Raw genomic sequence first — 13,663 nt, 5'->3', positions numbered from 1 at the left:
CGTCATGACCACCGTGAACAAGCTCGTTCAGGTCGCCGGCATCATCGATGCCGCCGAAGCCGACATGATCATCGGCGAGGGGGCGGACTGGATCGGGTTCGCGCTGCGCCTGCCGTCCGGCAAGGACGACATCTCGGAGCAGGACGCGGCCTCGATCATCAAGGGTCTCGAGGCCCCGCACGCCGGTGTGCTGATCAGCTACCTGACCGACGCTCAGGAGGTCAGCGACTTCTGCACCGAACTCGGCGTCGTCGCGGTTCAGTTGCACGGCGACGTGGCGACCGGGGAGCTGCGCCGGCTCAAGGAGCTGCGTCCCGAGCTCTTCGTGCTGAAGTCGCTGGTGGTCAAGGCGGACAACGCCGACGAGCTGCTGCAACTCGTGGACGACACCCACCCGTTCGTCGACATGTACATCACGGACACCTTCGACCCGAAGACCGGCGCCAAGGGCGCCACCGGCCTGACCCACGACTGGAACGTCTCCGCCGAACTGGTGCGCCGTTCCCCGAAGCCGCTGATGATGGCGGGCGGCCTGAACCCGGAGAACGTCGCCGACGCGATCCGCGCCGTGCGGCCCGCCGCCATCGACTCCCACACCGGCCTCGAAGGCCCGGACGGTCGCAAGGACCGCGCCAAGGTCGCCAAGTTCATCGCCGAGGCGCGTCGCGCCTTCGACGAGATCGGCTGATCCGATCGACCTTCCCCCAATGCGCGTTCTCGACCCGCACCGAGGAGGCTCAGCCGTGAGCACCGAACAGAACGTCCATCTGCTGCCCCAGACGGACCTGCTTCGCGTCATGCATACGATCATCCGGAACAAGGAGTGCACGCAGGAGGACTTCCGGTTCTACTCGCGGCGCGTCATCCGCCAGTTGCTCGACGCCGCCCTGGACCTGCTGCCGTTCGCCAAGCGCGAGGTCACCACTCCGGTGGGCGCGACCTATGCCGGGCTGGAGTTCGCCACCAAGGTGTTCGCGGTGCCGGTCATCCGGGCCGGCGAGGCGATGGAGGGCGAGCTGCTGGCGATCCACCCCGGTATCCGGATCGGCAAGATCCTCATCCAGCGCGACAAGCAGACCAAGCTGCCGCGGCTGTACTACCAGCTGCTGCCCGACGACATCGCCGAGGGCCAGGTGCTGCTGCTGGAGCCGATGCTGGCCACCGGTGAGTCGGCGCTCGCGGCCGTCGAGGTGCTGCTGCGGGCGGGCGTGCGCGAGGAGAACATCGTCATGGTCAACTTCCTCTCGTCGCCCGAGGGCCTGAGCCGCGTCCTGGACCGGCGACCGCGGCTGCGAGTTGTCACCAGCGCCATCGAGGACCGGCTCAACGAGCACGCGTTCATGATCCCCGGGATCGGTGACTTCGGTGACCGGTTCTTCGGCACCACCGACTCCGGAGCCGTGAAATGAGCAACCAGCGACTCGCGACCACCTCGGTCGTCACGGCGCTAGCCCCCCTGGTGTGGGGGTCGACCTACCTGATCACCACCGAGTTCCTGCCGCCCGACCGGCCGCTGCTGGCCGCCACGCTGCGGGCGCTGCCGGCCGGGCTGATCCTGCTGCTGATCACCCGGGTGCTGCCGAAGGGCATCTGGTGGTGGCGCGCGATCGCGCTCGGCGTGCTGAACATCGGCGCGTTCTTCTACTTCCTGTTCCTGGCCGCGTACCACCTGCCCGGTGGGGTGGCGGCGCTGGTCATGAGCATCCAGCCGATGATCGTGCTGCTGCTCGGTGCGCTGCTGCTGCGCGAGCGGATCATGCGCCAGCACATCGCCTCCTGCGTGCTGGGTGCCGCCGGGGTCGCGCTGCTGGTGCTCGAGCCGAAGGCCAGCCTGGACGGCATCGGGATCGTGGCGGGCCTGCTCGGCGCCCTCTGCATGGCCTCCGGCATCGTGCTGGTCAAGCGCTGGGGGCGCCCCGAGGGTGTCTCGCTGCTGGCCTTCACCGGCTGGCAGCTGACCGTCGGCGGCCTGCTGCTGCTGCCGATCACCCTGATCAGCGAGCCCTTCCCGGACCACCTGAGCTGGAAGAACATCGGCGGCTTCGCCTACCTGGGCATCATCGGGGCGCTGATCGCCTACGTCCTGTGGTTCCGCGGCCTGGCGCGGCTGCCCGCGCTGGCGGCCTCGTTCCTCTCCTTCGCCTCACCGCTGTGCGCGACCGTCCTGGGCTACCTGTTCCTGCACCAGTCCCTCGGCCCGCTGCAGTTGCTCGGCGGGGTCGCCGTCATCGGATCGGTGGTCATCGCCCAGCCGCGCCGGGGCCGGGCCGCGCCGACCGCCGCGCCGCCGGCCGTGGCCGAGCCCGCCGCGCTCCAGGAGAGTCCGGCCGACGGAACGACCGCCGGCACAGCGCGCTGACGCACCGTCAGAAGTGTTCGACCAGGGCGGCGTCGAGCCGTCAGCAGAGAGGAACCGAGCCGTGCCTCACATGATCATCAGGCACTGGCCGCGCACGTTCACCGACGAGGAGAAGGCCGACCTGGTCAGCTCGCTGAGCCAGGCGGTCACCCGGGTGTTCTGCTGCGAGCCGGGGTCGGTGTCGATCGCCGTCGAGTCCATCGAGCCGGCGCAGTGGATGGAGCGGGTGCACATCCCCGAGATCGAACAGCGGGCCGAACTGCTGTGGAAGCAGCCGAACTACTCCCAGCCCGTTCCCACCGCCCAGCCCGCTCCCACCGTCCAGCCCGTGCCTGTGCCCACCGCCCAGCCCGTTCCCGTCCCAGCCGCCCAGACCGAGGGAATCCGATGAGCGCCGCCATTCCGATCGTCTACAGCGAAGAGGTCCGCGAGGCCCTGCACGAGCGCCGCCCGGTGGTCGCGTTGGAGTCCAACGTCATCACGCACGGCCTCAAGTACCCGCACAACGCCGAGACGGCGCACCAGGTGGAGGCCGCCGTCCGGAAGGGCGGCTCCGTGCCGGCGACGATCTGCATCGAGGACGGCGCGATCCGGGTCGGGATGACCGGGCCGGACATCGAGCGGTTCGCCTCCGAGGGCGGGATCCCCAAGGTCTCCAGCCGCGACCTGCCCGTGGTGCTCGCCCGGGGCGGGCGCGGCGCGACCACCGTGGCCTCCTCGCTGGTCGCCGCCGAACTGGCCGGCATCCCGTTCTTCTCCTCCGCCGGGCTCGGCGGGGTGCACCGGGGCGCGGAGACCACCATGGACATCTCCTCGGACCTGATCCAGCTCACCCGTTCGAAGGTCGCGGTGGTCTGCGCCGGCGCGAAGATGATCCTCGATCTGAAGCTGACGATGGAGTACCTGGAGACCCAGTGCGTGCCGGTGATCTCCTACGGTTCGGACGACTTCCCGGCCTTCTACTGCGCGTCCAGCGGCATCCGTTCGCCGTACCGGATCGATGACGAGGACCTGATCGCCAAGGTGGTCGGCACCCACTGGGCCGCCGGGCACCCGGGCTCGGTGGTGATCACCGCCCCGCCCCGCGACGAGGACGCGGTCGACGCGGCGGTGGCCGAGGCGGCCATCAACGACGCGCTCGCCCAGGCCGATCGGGAGGGCGTCACCGGTCAGGGCCTGACGAAGTACCTGATGCACGCGGTCGACCGGGCCACCGGTGGCCGCACCGCGCAGGCCAACATGGCGGTCCTCATCTCCACCGCCGAGGTCGGCGGCCGGATGGCCGCCGCCTACGCCCGCTACCTGTCCGACCACTCCTGACCCACCGTTCGAAGAGGTAACTCATATGACTTCGCTCTTTGATTCCGTCACCTTCGGCAAGATCACGCTGAAGAACCGGCTCGTCATGGCGCCGATGTCGCGCAACCGGGCCACCTCGCGCGGCCTGGCCACCGAGCTGATGGCCGAGTACTACAGCCAGCGCGCCGCCGCCGGCCTGATCATCACCGAGGGCATCCAGCCCTCCCAGATCGGCCAGGGCTACATCAACTCGCCCGGCCTGCACGAGCCCGAGCAGGTGGCCAGCTGGCGGGTCGTCACCGACGCGGTGCACGCCAAGGGCGGCAGGATCGTGGCCCAGCTGATGCACTCCGGCCGGATCGGCCACCCCTCGCTGTACGAGAGCGCGCACCAGTCCGTCGCCCCGTCCCCGGTCGCGGCCGGCGGTCAGGGCTTCACCCCGGACGGCATGCAGGACTACCCGGTGCCGCGCGAGCTGAGCCTGAACGAGATCGACGCCACTGTCGAGGACTTCGCGACCTCCGCCCGCAACGCCATCGACGCCGGATTCGACGGGGTGCAGCTGCACGCGGGCAACGGCTTCCTGCCGCACCAGTTCCTCGCCACCAACACCAACCTGCGCACCGACGGCTACGGCGGCTCGATCGCCAACCGGATCCGCTTCACCATCGAGGTCATCGAGGCCATCGTCGCCGCCGTCGGCAACGAGCGCGCCAGTGTCCGGGTCTCGCCGGCCAACCCCTACAACGACATCGTGGAGAGCGACAGCGAGGCGCTGTACGCCGAGCTGATCCCGGCCCTGCCGGAGCTGGCCTTCCTGGAGGTCTGCGAGATCGTCAACCGCCCGGCCACCGAGGCGATCCGCGGCCTGTGGCAGGGCGCTCTGATCCTCAACCCGCACGCCACCGGCGACTCCTTCCCGGCGACCGCGAAGACCGCGCAGGCGGTGCTGGACGAGGGCCTGGCCGACGCCGTGTCGCTGGGCGCCCTGTTCCTGGCCAACCCGGACCTGCCCGCCCGGATCGAGGCCGGCGGCCCGTACAACGCCGTCGACGACTCGACCTTCTACGGCGGCGACCAGCACGGGTACACCGACTACCCCACCCTCGAGCGGTGAGAGAGGTCATCCGGGGGAGCGAGCGCGACCTGCTGCTGTTCTCCGGTCGCGCGCACCCCGAACTCGCCGAGCGGATCGCCAAGGAGCTGGGGACCGGGCTGGTGCCGACGCAGGCGCGGGACTTCGCCAACGGCGAGATCTACGTGCGCTTCGAGCAGTCGGTGCGCGGCGCGGACTGCTTCGTGATCCAGTCGCACACCGCCCCGATCAACACGTGGATCATGGAACAGCTGATCATGGTCGACGCGCTGAAGCGGGCCTCCGCGAACAGCGTCACGGTGGTCGCGCCGTTCTACGGCTACTCGCGGCAGGACAAGAAGCACAAGGGCCGCGAGCCGATATCGGCCCGGCTGGTCGCCGACCTGCTGACCGCCGCCGGTGCGGACCGGATCATCACCGTCGACCTGCACACCGACCAGATCGTGGGCTTCTTCGACGGGCCGGTGGACCACCTGGTCGCACTGCCGATCCTCGCGGACCACATCGCCGCGCAGACCGACCACGCCCGGCTGACGGTGGTCTCCCCGGACGCCGGGCGGGTGCGGGTCGCGGACCGCTGGTGCGACCGGCTCGGCGCACCGCTGGCGATCGTCCACAAGAAGCGGGACAAGGACGTCGCGCACCAGGTCACCGCGCACGAAGTGGTCGGCGAGGTGGCGGGGCGGGTGTGCGTCCTGGTGGACGACATGGTCGACACGGCGGGCACCATCTGCGCCGCGGCCGAGGTGCTCTACCAGAACGGTGCCGCCGACGTGATCGTGGCGGCCACCCACGGCATCCTGTCCGGGCCGGCCGTGGACCGCCTGAAGAACTCCAGGGTGAGCCGGTTCGTCTTCACCGACACCCTGCCGACCGCCGCGGTCGACCTGGACAAGGTGGAGGTGCTGTCCATCGCCCCGGTGATCGCCCGCGCCATCCGGGAGATCTTCGAGAACGGCTCGGTGACCAGCCTCTTCGAGTCGTAGCGCCTCGTAGCGCCTCGTAGCGCCTCGTAGCGCCTCGTAGCGCCTCGTAGCGCCTCGTGGCGCTGAGCGGCGGACCGCCCCGGGCACCGGTTCAGGTGTCCGGGGCGGTCTGACGCCGGGTCAGCAGGTCGGCCAGCCGGCGGGCCGGTGCGGCGGGGTTGGCCAGGTGGAGGAGTTCGGTGCGGTGCACCAGGCGCGGCGCTGTCACCGCGACCGCCGCGCAGCCGAGCGTGGCGGCCAGCGGGAGGGGAAGGGCGGCCAGGCCGTGGCCGGCGGCGGCGAGCGCGGCGAGGCCGTGCAGGTCGGTTCCGCGGTGGCGGATCCGGGGGCGGAAGCCGTCGGTGCGGCACACGGTGCGCAGCCGCTCCAGGGGGATGGCGGTGTCGGGGGCGTCGATCCACTGGGCCTGGGCCAGGTCGGTCAGGCGCACCGAGCGACGCCGCGCCAAGGGGTGGTCGGGCGGGAAGAGCACGGCCAGCGGCTCCTCGGCCGCGGCGAGCACGGTGGTGGGGCCGAGGTCGGGCAGCGCGAGCGGGTCGCTGGGGGCGGCGGTGCCGTCGACGAGGCCGAGGTCGGCCCGCCCGGTGAGCACGTCCGCGATCACCGCCGCCCGGCCCAGAGTCCGCACCTCGAGGTCCAACGGATGGTCGGTGGTGTGCAGTTGGGCCAGCGCCCGGGCGACGGCGGGGCCCAGCGCGGCGGGCGAGCAGGCGAGGGCCAGGCGGGTGGGGTGGCTGTGCCGCAGGCGGGCGATGTCGGCGCGGGCGGCGTCCAGGCGCAGCAGCAGGGCGGGCGCGTGCTCCATCAGCCGCGCTCCGGCCGGCGTGGCGGCCACGGGCCGGCGCTCGACCAGCCGGGTGCCCAGGTCGGCCTCCAGGGCGGCGATGTGCTGGGAGACCGCGGACTGCGTGTAGCCGAGCGCCGAGGCGGCGGCGGAGAACGAGCGGTGGTCGAGGACCGCGACGAAGGTGCGCAGCAGATGCGGATCCATGCGGATCAGTATCACTGATGCGCGGTCCACAGATCATCGTTGGACCTGATGCGGCAGGGGCCTGCAGGATCGTGGCCATGAACCACGCCGCACGTATCGCCCTGGTCGGTGACCGCTCCGACGCCGTCCGATCCCACGCCCGCATCCCCGGCCTGCTCGACGCGCTGCGCCTGCGCGACGGGCTGGACCTGGACGCCTACTGGATCGCCACCGAGGACGCCGACCAGGACATCGAGGGCTTCGACGCCGTCTGGGTGCTGCCCGGCAGCCCCTACCGCAGCGAGGCCGGCGTGCTGGCGGCGATCCGGGCGGCACGCGAGCAGGGCATCCCGTTCCTGGGCACCTGCGGCGGTTTCCAGCACGCGCTGCTGGAGTTCGCCCGTACCGTCTGCGGTCTGGAGCGCGCCGGCCACCTCGAGAACGTCCCGGAGACCGCCGAGGAGGACGCGGTGGTCATCCCGCTGGCCTGCTCGTTGGTCGGCCACGAGGGCATCGTCAGGATCACCCCGGGTTCCCGGGCCGCCCGACTGCTCGGCGCCGACCGCACGCCGGCGCGCTACCACTGCCGCTACGGCCCCAACCCGCACCTCCTCGACCTGCTGCGCGAGCACGGCCTGAGCTTCACCGGCAGCGACGAAGCCGGTGACGTGCGCATCGTCGAACTGCCCAGCCACCCCTTCTTCCTGGCCACCCTCTTCCAGCCCGAACTGGACGGCGACGGCAGCCGGGCCCACCCGCTGATCGCCGGACTCGCCGCAGCCGCCGTCGACCATGCGCGCACCCGGTGAGCCGGCGCACGCCGGCGGGCCGGGCGGGCGCTCTGCTGCGCGCTCTGCTGCGCGCGTACACGGTGCCCGATGCCCGGTCGGCCAGCCCGCTCGCCACTCTCCCCGAAGCCGCGTTCAGCGCCGCCCGCCCCGTCGCGCCCGGCCCGGCCCCGCCCCGTCCGGTCGCGGCTCCGGCCCGCGGGTGACCGGCGTCACCTTCGTGCCCGTCACATCCGGCGGCGCTGTCCCGTCGAGTCGGTGTCCGGAGCAACGAAGGGAACCCCGCCATGTCCACCACCGCACCGTCCGCGCGCCTCGCCTGGGCCAAGATCGAGCCCGCCGCCTACCAGGCCATGAGCGCGCTGGAGCGGTTCTGCGCGGAGCGACTCGACCCCCGCCTGTTCGAACTGATCAAGATGCGGGCCAGCTACCTCAACGGCTGCGCCTACTGCCTCGACATGCACACCCACGACGCGCTGGCGCTGGGTGAAACGCCGCAGCGCCTGGTCGTCGTGGCGGCCTGGGAGGAGGCCCGCCACCTCTTCACCCCGCGTGAGCGGGCCGCGTTCGCGCTCACGGACGCCGTCACCAGGATCGGCGAGCACGGCGTGCCGGACGAGGTGTGGGCGCAGGCCGCCGAGCAGTTCGACGAGCGGGAACTGGTCCAGCTGATCACGGCCATCGCTACCATCAACGCGTGGAACCGGATCGCGATCAGCACGCAGGCCGTGGTGCCGCAGCGCGGTTGAGCACAGCCACCGCGGTCGGCCGGCTGGTGCCCGGGGAGCCGTTCCTCGAGCACCGGCCGATGCTCCTCGCCCTGGCCTACCGCCTGCTGGGCTCGGTCCACGACGCCGAGGACACCGTCCAGGACGCCTTTCTGCGCTGGACGGGGGCGGATCGCCAGAATGTCGACAATCCGGCGGCCTTCCTGACCACCACCGTCACCCGGCTGGCCCTGGACCGGCTCCGCTCGGCCGCCGTGCGGCGCGAGACCTACGTCGGCCCCTGGCTGCCCGAGCCGCTCCCCACCCGCCCCGACGACCCCGCCGAGACCGCGGCCCTGCGTGATTCGGCGTCGATGGCGATGCTGCTCCTGATGGACCGGCTCTCCCCGGCCGAGCGTGCCGTCTTCGTGCTCCGCGAGGCGTTCTCGCTGCCGTACGCGGAGATCGCCGCGATCTGCGAACGCAGCGTCGCCTCCTGCCGCCAACTGCACCACCGCGCCCGGCTGCACGTGGCCGCGAGCCCCCGTCCGCCCGCGGCGACGGACCCGGCGCGGGGACGGGCGCTGGTGCAGAGCTTCCTGTCGGCCGCGCGCAGCGGTGAACTGGACCGGCTCAAGGCGATGCTGCGCGAGGACGTCGTCTACACCACCGACGGCGGCGGCAAGGCGAACGCGGCGCTGCGGCCGGTGCTCGGCGCCGACAAGGCCGCGCGGCTCTTCGCCTCGGTGTTCGACCGGTTCTACCGGACGGCCGAGACCCGGCTGCTGTGGATCAACCACGCGCCGGCCGTCCTCTTCGAGCGGCCGCAGCGGCACGTCCTCTACGTCTTCGACTTCGACGCCGAGGGTCGCGCCGCGGAGCTCTACGCGGTCATCAACCCCGACAAGCTCGCCCAGCTGCTCGCCCGGCTGGACGACGTGCCCCCGCTGCCGGCCCCGTAGCCGTTCGCACGGTGCGGGCCGGCCGGCGCCGCCGCGGGTTCAGCGGGCGAGCGGCTCGCCGGTGATCGCCGGGCGGACCTTGGTGAGCATCAGGTCGAGAAACCGGTCGGGGTGGCGGAAGGACGCGAAGTGACTGGCGTCCTGGATCAGCGCGAAGTCCTTGACCGGGGCGGTCACGTCGTCGAAGAAGCGCTTGGCCGGCTCGGGCGGGGTCAGGACGTCGCGGGCGCCCTGGAAGACGAAGAACGGCAGCTGGAACGCGGTGCCGTCGGCCCACTCGTCGATGGCCATGGCTTCGAGCGCGAGCGGCTGGGAGAAGGTCATGGCCTTCAGGTAGGCGCGCAGGCCGCGCAGGGTGTGCAGCGGCGAGAACCACAGCGAGCGGATCACCACGGTCTTCATGGTGTCGTAGGAGAGCGGGTCGGTGGTGAGGATGATCTTGATGTACTCCGACAGCTGCTCGGCGCTCGGCACCGCCTGGCCGGCGCCCATCGCGGTGACGGCGGCCAGTTCCCGCTTCCGGCCGGCGGCGCGGAGCCGGGCCACCAGCGCGTCGTGGGCCGAGTGCTCGCGCCCGCCGGCGATGACGTTCTGGTCGGTGCCGACGTAGCCGGAGTACAGCTCGGGGTGGTTGCGGGCCAGGCGCAGGCCGAGCACGGTGCCGAAGGAGTTGGCGACCAGTAGCACCTTCGCGACGCCGAGCCGGGCGCGGACGTGCCGGGTGACCTCCAGGGCGTCGCGGTGCAGTTGCTCCAGGCTCAGCTCGCCCTGCCCGGCGGGGCCGGTGGCGGCGAAGGTGTGACCGGCCCCGCGCATGTCCCACCGCACGATCGTGAAGTGCCGCTCCCAGGGCCGGGTGCGGGGGAGGAAGACGAGATTGGACGCGCCGGGGCCACCCAGGATCTCCAGCAGCACCGGGTTGCCCCGGTCCTCGCCGCGGATCGAGATCCACTGGTCGATGCCGCCGATGCGCACGAACCCGGACTCGTCGATGCCGTTCGGGGTGGTGATGCGCAGGCGCCTGGCGTTCACGGTGCGCTTGAGCTGCCGGTAGCCCAGCAGGCCGGCGACGGGCGTGGCGAGGACGGCGGCGGATGCGGTGGCGATGATGTCGAGCATAAGTGTTCCCCCTAAACTGTTTATCTCGTCAGCAGTTGCGTTTAAGGTATATACAGTTCTGGGTGGTGTCAATCGGCACCGCCTGGTCGCCACCGGGACGGAGGGCCGCATGGCCAAGGAGAAGACACGTGACCTGCGGGCGGGAGTCGCGCTGCTCTGGGGAGAGCAGGACCAGCCGACCCGCGGTCCCAAGCCGAGCCTCACCCCGCAGCGCATCGCCGCGGCCGCCGTGGCCATCGCCGACGCCGAGGGCCTGGACGCCGTCTCGATGGGCAAGGTCGCCGCCGAGTTCGGTGTCTCGGCGATGGCCCTGTACCGCTACGTGCCCGGCAAGGCCGAACTGGTCGAGCTGATGGTCGAGTCGATCCTCGCCCCGGCCCCCGACCTGTCGGTGGCGGGAGCCGGCTGGCGGCCGCAGATCACCGAGTGGGCCGGTCAGTCCGCCCGGGTGCACCAGGCCCACCCCTGGCTGCTGGCGGCCACCGCGATGCGCCGCCAGCTCATGGGACCCAACCAACTCGCCTGGCTGGACGCGGCGTTCGCGGCCCTGGCGCCGACCGGCCTGACCGCGGCCCAGCAGCACCGGGTCTTCGTCCTCGTCGCCGGCCTGGTGCGCACGCTGGCCCAGGAGCTGCTCGACTTCGACGAGGAGCACGACCGCGAGTGGAACCGCCTCACCGGCGAGCTGCTCGACCGCCACGCCGACCGGTTCCCCGCCCTGACCCGCGCCATCGCCGCGGGCGCCTTCGCCCCCGACGCCGTCGACCCGCTGGAGTTCGGCCTGGCCCGCATCCTCGACGGCGTCCAGGCCCTCATCGAGCAGCACTGATACCAGAACGGACGGTGCGATGCCGAGATGGTCCTGGTCCGCAGCATGGAGTGCGTGATGGGCTGGCCGCATGATCGAGACTGCGACCCCGACCGGTGCGGTGGCACTGGTGACCGGGGCGAACAAGGGCATCGGGTTCCAGGTGGCCCGTCAACTGGCCGAGCGCGGCCTGACCGTGGTGGTGGGTGCTCGCGACCCCGAGCGCGGACGGGCCGCCGCCGACGAGATACGGGCTGCCGGGGCCGACGCCCACCCGGTGACGCTGGACGTCACCGATCCGGCGACCGTGCGGCAGGCGGCCGGGTGGATCGGTGAGCGGTTCGGGCGGCTGGACGTGCTGGTCAACAACGCCGGCGCGGCCGAGAGTCCGGGGCACCGGCCCAGCACCGCCGACCTCGACCTGGTCCGCGGGGTCTTCGAGGCCAACGTCTTCGGCGTGCTGACCGTCACCAACGCGCTGCTCCCGCTGCTGCGCCGGTCGGCCGCCCCACGCATCGTCAACGTGTCAAGCGGCATGGGCTCGTTGGCCGCCCAGAGCTCCCCCGACAGCTACCTGGCCAAGGTGCCCGCCACCGCCGCCTATCCGGCCTCCAAGTCCGCGCTCAACGCGCTGACCGTCCAGTACGCCAAGGAGCTGCGCGGGGACGGCTTCCTGGTCAACGCCGCGTCGCCCGGCCCGTGCGACACCGACCTGACCAAGGAGTTGCAGCGCGCGGGCTTCCCGATGGCCCGCACGGCGGCCCAGGGAGCGGCGGTCATCGTCGAGTTGGCGACCCTGGGCCCGGACGGCCCGACCGCCGGCTTCTTCGGCGAGGACGGTCCGGTGCCCTGGTAGCAGCCGGGGAGGCCGCGCCCGCGCCGTGACGGCCGGTCGGCGCGGCGGGCTATTGTGCCCGGCATGGACCTACGCCGTCTGCGGTATTTCGTGGCCGTGGCCGAGGAGTTGCACTTCGGCCGGGCGGCGGCCCGGCTACACATGTCGCAGCCGCCGCTGAGCCGGCGGATCCGCGAGTTGGAGGACTCGCTGGGCACCCGGCTGTTCGACCGCTCCGCCCAGGGCGTGCGGTTGACCGAGGCGGGAAGGGTGCTGCTGGCCGAGGCCCGGGAGTTGCTGGAGGCGGCGGAGCGGGCGAGCGAACGCGTCCGGCAGACCGCCGGACGGCGCACCATCGTGGTGGGCACCGTGGCCGGGGCCGGCCGCGGTCTTGGCCCGCGCGCCGCCGAGGCGTTCCGGCACAGCCACCCCCGGGCGCTGGTGCGGCTGCGGGAGACCGGGATCAGCGATCCGACCGCGGGGTTGCGGGCCGGCGCGGTGGACGTCGCGCTGACCCGGCTGCCGTTCGACACCGCGGGACTGGCCGTCCGGGTGCTGGCGAGCGAGCCGGTGGTCGCGGTGCTGCCGTCCGGTGACCCGCTGGCGCGGCGGGAGCGGGTGGCGGTGGCCGAGCTCGCCGACCGACGGTGGATGCGGCTGCCGGAAGAGGCGGACGCCGCCTGGCGGCGGTACTGGCTCGGCGAGGCGCAGCCGGAGGCGGGGACGGGGACGCCTCCGGCACCGGACGGCGGGGGACCGGTGGTCCGGGCGGTGGCCGAATGCCTGCACGCCGTGGTCTGGCAGGGCGCGGTCGGCATCCTGCCGGTCGGCGCCACCCGCCACCACCGGACGGAGGGCGTGGCCTTCGTCCCGCTGGCCGACTACCCGCCCAGCCGCGTGGTGCTCGCCTGGCCCGCCGAGAACCCCGACCCCGCCGTCCTCGCCTTCGTCGAGGCCGCGGCCGCGTCGGCCTGAGGCGGGGGCCGGGACGGGACGGCTCAGTGCGCGGGTTCGCCTCCTGTCACGAGCCGGGGTATGGCGGGATGCTCGGGGCGTCCGGCGGAAGGGTGTCGCCGCCGCAGGGGTACTGCTGGGTGAACGCCTTGGCCAGTTTGAGGACGATCCCGGCGTCCGCCTGGCGCACCTCGCTGGTGGGTGTGGGAGGGCCGCCGGGGTTGGGGGCCATGTCCATCCAGACACGGGCGTAGCCGTTGGACGACTGCCCGGAGACGGGGTCCCGGAAGGTGCATGGAATGGCCAGGTTGAGCCACTGGACGTTGGTGTCCGCCTCCCAGGCGATGTTCCCGGCGCCGAAGGACAGCGACCGCAGCTTTCCGGTGCTCGCGTCCACCGCCTGGGTCTGCCGCAGGTCGCTCGCGGTGGAGAGCGCGATCATCGGACCGGCGCCCAGGTAGAGCTTCGTCGGGCCGTCCTTCCAGTACAGGGAGCAGTGGTAGCCGCCGTTGGTGGCCTCAGGCGTGGGGAGCGTGCTGGTGTTGGTCTCGGCGGTCATCGTGCCGTTCTTCCCCACCAGGGGGCGGAGGTCGTCGGCGGTCAGTACCCCCCAGCAGGCGTGCGCGGGCAGGCTCAGCTTGGTGACGGACTGCCACGGCTGCCAGACGACCAGCGACACGACGGCGGCGACCAGGACGGCCGTTGCCGCGGCAGTACCCCGCAGCCGCCGGCGACGGCGCGCGGCAGGAACGTCTTCCTTCGGGGTCAACACGCTCACTT

16 protein-coding genes are annotated in these 13,663 nt (G+C 72.2%); 13 read left to right on the top strand and 3 right to left on the bottom strand.

All coding sequences use genetic code 11. The annotated features are described in order from the left end of the window. Positions 1–4 precede the first annotated feature (4 nt). From OG403_RS17965 to OG403_RS17935, 7 genes are all read left to right on the top strand, one after another. Positions 5–688, top strand: coding sequence for a phosphoribosylanthranilate isomerase (locus OG403_RS17965; RefSeq protein ID WP_329565592.1), 684 nt, complete (start codon positions 5–7; stop codon positions 686–688). Positions 689–707: 19 nt separating this feature from the next. Further along, entirely contained in the window at positions 708–1,409 is a 702-nt protein-coding gene (upp, locus tag OG403_RS17960) for a uracil phosphoribosyltransferase (RefSeq protein WP_442910931.1), read from the top strand. After that, positions 1,406–2,359 carry a DMT family transporter gene (locus OG403_RS17955; protein WP_329565588.1) on the top strand — a complete coding sequence of 318 codons (954 nt, stop codon included), beginning with the start codon at positions 1,406–1,408 and terminating at the stop codon, positions 2,357–2,359. Before upp ends, OG403_RS17955 begins: the two co-directional genes overlap by 4 nt. Positions 2,360–2,420: 61 nt before the next feature. After that, complete coding sequence (locus OG403_RS17950; RefSeq protein ID WP_329565586.1) at positions 2,421–2,750, top strand: hypothetical protein; 330 nt, start codon at positions 2,421–2,423, stop codon at positions 2,748–2,750. Then, complete coding sequence (locus OG403_RS17945) at positions 2,747–3,679, top strand: pseudouridine-5'-phosphate glycosidase (protein WP_329565584.1); 933 nt, start codon at positions 2,747–2,749, stop codon at positions 3,677–3,679. Before OG403_RS17950 ends, OG403_RS17945 begins: the two co-directional genes overlap by 4 nt. A gap of 25 nt (positions 3,680–3,704) precedes the next feature. After that, positions 3,705–4,775 (top strand): alkene reductase, encoded by a 1,071-nt coding sequence (locus OG403_RS17940; RefSeq protein ID WP_329565582.1) that lies wholly within the window; start codon positions 3,705–3,707, stop codon positions 4,773–4,775. Beyond that, the gene (locus OG403_RS17935; protein WP_329565580.1) at positions 4,772–5,740 is read left to right on the top strand and encodes a ribose-phosphate diphosphokinase; all 969 of its coding nucleotides are present in this window, start codon (positions 4,772–4,774) and stop codon (positions 5,738–5,740) included. Before OG403_RS17940 ends, OG403_RS17935 begins: the two co-directional genes overlap by 4 nt. 91 nt (positions 5,741–5,831) lie before the next feature. Here the strand turns inward: OG403_RS17935 and OG403_RS17930 are convergent, their stop codons facing one another. Then, positions 5,832–6,731 (bottom strand): LysR family transcriptional regulator, encoded by a 900-nt coding sequence (locus tag OG403_RS17930; RefSeq protein ID WP_329565578.1) that lies wholly within the window; start codon positions 6,729–6,731, stop codon positions 5,832–5,834. Between the two features lie 77 nt (positions 6,732–6,808). On the opposite strand from OG403_RS17930, the gene OG403_RS17925 reads away from it, so the two are divergent. From OG403_RS17925 to OG403_RS17915, 3 genes are all read left to right on the top strand, one after another. Beyond that, positions 6,809–7,519: a CTP synthase C-terminal region-related (seleno)protein gene (locus OG403_RS17925; protein ID WP_329565576.1), complete on the top strand. Its 711-nt coding sequence runs from the start codon at positions 6,809–6,811 to the stop codon at positions 7,517–7,519. A gap of 266 nt (positions 7,520–7,785) precedes the next feature. After that, positions 7,786–8,247 carry a carboxymuconolactone decarboxylase family protein gene (locus OG403_RS17920; protein WP_329565574.1) on the top strand — a complete coding sequence of 154 codons (462 nt, stop codon included), beginning with the start codon at positions 7,786–7,788 and terminating at the stop codon, positions 8,245–8,247. Continuing rightward, positions 8,244–9,167 carry an RNA polymerase sigma-70 factor gene (locus OG403_RS17915; RefSeq protein ID WP_329565572.1) on the top strand — a complete coding sequence of 308 codons (924 nt, stop codon included), beginning with the start codon at positions 8,244–8,246 and terminating at the stop codon, positions 9,165–9,167. The genes OG403_RS17920 and OG403_RS17915 overlap by 4 nt, the downstream gene beginning before the upstream one ends. Positions 9,168–9,206: 39 nt before the next feature. On the opposite strand, the gene OG403_RS17910 is transcribed toward OG403_RS17915, so the two are convergent. After that, entirely contained in the window at positions 9,207–10,286 is a 1,080-nt protein-coding gene (locus OG403_RS17910; protein WP_329565570.1) for an alpha/beta fold hydrolase, read from the bottom strand. A gap of 109 nt (positions 10,287–10,395) precedes the next feature. On the opposite strand from OG403_RS17910, the gene OG403_RS17905 reads away from it, so the two are divergent. From OG403_RS17905 to OG403_RS17895, 3 genes are all read left to right on the top strand, one after another. Then, positions 10,396–11,115 (top strand): TetR/AcrR family transcriptional regulator, encoded by a 720-nt coding sequence (locus OG403_RS17905; protein WP_329565567.1) that lies wholly within the window; start codon positions 10,396–10,398, stop codon positions 11,113–11,115. 70 nt (positions 11,116–11,185) lie between these two features. After that, positions 11,186–11,950, top strand: a complete 765-nt coding sequence (locus tag OG403_RS17900; protein ID WP_329565564.1) for an SDR family oxidoreductase — start codon at positions 11,186–11,188, stop codon at positions 11,948–11,950. Between the two features lie 63 nt (positions 11,951–12,013). Continuing rightward, positions 12,014–12,904: a LysR family transcriptional regulator gene (locus OG403_RS17895; protein WP_329565563.1), complete on the top strand. Its 891-nt coding sequence runs from the start codon at positions 12,014–12,016 to the stop codon at positions 12,902–12,904. Positions 12,905–12,950: 46 nt separating this feature from the next. On the opposite strand, the gene OG403_RS17890 is transcribed toward OG403_RS17895, so the two are convergent. Further along, positions 12,951–13,661 (bottom strand): hypothetical protein, encoded by a 711-nt coding sequence (locus OG403_RS17890; protein ID WP_329565561.1) that lies wholly within the window; start codon positions 13,659–13,661, stop codon positions 12,951–12,953. Between the last annotated feature and the right edge of the window lie 2 nt (positions 13,662–13,663).

It is taken from the genome of Kitasatospora sp. NBC_01266, assembly GCF_036242395.1.
Lineage (GTDB): Bacteria > Actinomycetota > Actinomycetes > Streptomycetales > Streptomycetaceae > Kitasatospora.
This window is presented reverse-complemented; position numbering and strand designations above follow the sequence as displayed.

Coding starts and splice junctions, on each gene's coding strand:
- OG403_RS17940 (WP_329565582.1), top strand. CDS start 3,705: ATGACTTCGCTCTTTGATTCCGTCACCTTCGGCAAGATCACGCTGAAG.
- OG403_RS17905 (WP_329565567.1), top strand. CDS start 10,396: ATGGCCAAGGAGAAGACACGTGACCTGCGGGCGGGAGTCGCGCTGCTC.
- OG403_RS17965 (WP_329565592.1), top strand. CDS start 5: ATGACCACCGTGAACAAGCTCGTTCAGGTCGCCGGCATCATCGATGCC.
- OG403_RS17900 (WP_329565564.1), top strand. CDS start 11,186: ATGATCGAGACTGCGACCCCGACCGGTGCGGTGGCACTGGTGACCGGG.
- OG403_RS17955 (WP_329565588.1), top strand. CDS start 1,406: ATGAGCAACCAGCGACTCGCGACCACCTCGGTCGTCACGGCGCTAGCC.
- OG403_RS17930 (WP_329565578.1), bottom strand. CDS start 6,731: ATGGATCCGCATCTGCTGCGCACCTTCGTCGCGGTCCTCGACCACCGC.
- OG403_RS17945 (WP_329565584.1), top strand. CDS start 2,747: ATGAGCGCCGCCATTCCGATCGTCTACAGCGAAGAGGTCCGCGAGGCC.
- OG403_RS17920 (WP_329565574.1), top strand. CDS start 7,786: ATGTCCACCACCGCACCGTCCGCGCGCCTCGCCTGGGCCAAGATCGAG.
- upp (WP_442910931.1), top strand. CDS start 708: ATGCGCGTTCTCGACCCGCACCGAGGAGGCTCAGCCGTGAGCACCGAA.
- OG403_RS17910 (WP_329565570.1), bottom strand. CDS start 10,286: ATGCTCGACATCATCGCCACCGCATCCGCCGCCGTCCTCGCCACGCCC.
- OG403_RS17895 (WP_329565563.1), top strand. CDS start 12,014: ATGGACCTACGCCGTCTGCGGTATTTCGTGGCCGTGGCCGAGGAGTTG.
- OG403_RS17925 (WP_329565576.1), top strand. CDS start 6,809: ATGAACCACGCCGCACGTATCGCCCTGGTCGGTGACCGCTCCGACGCC.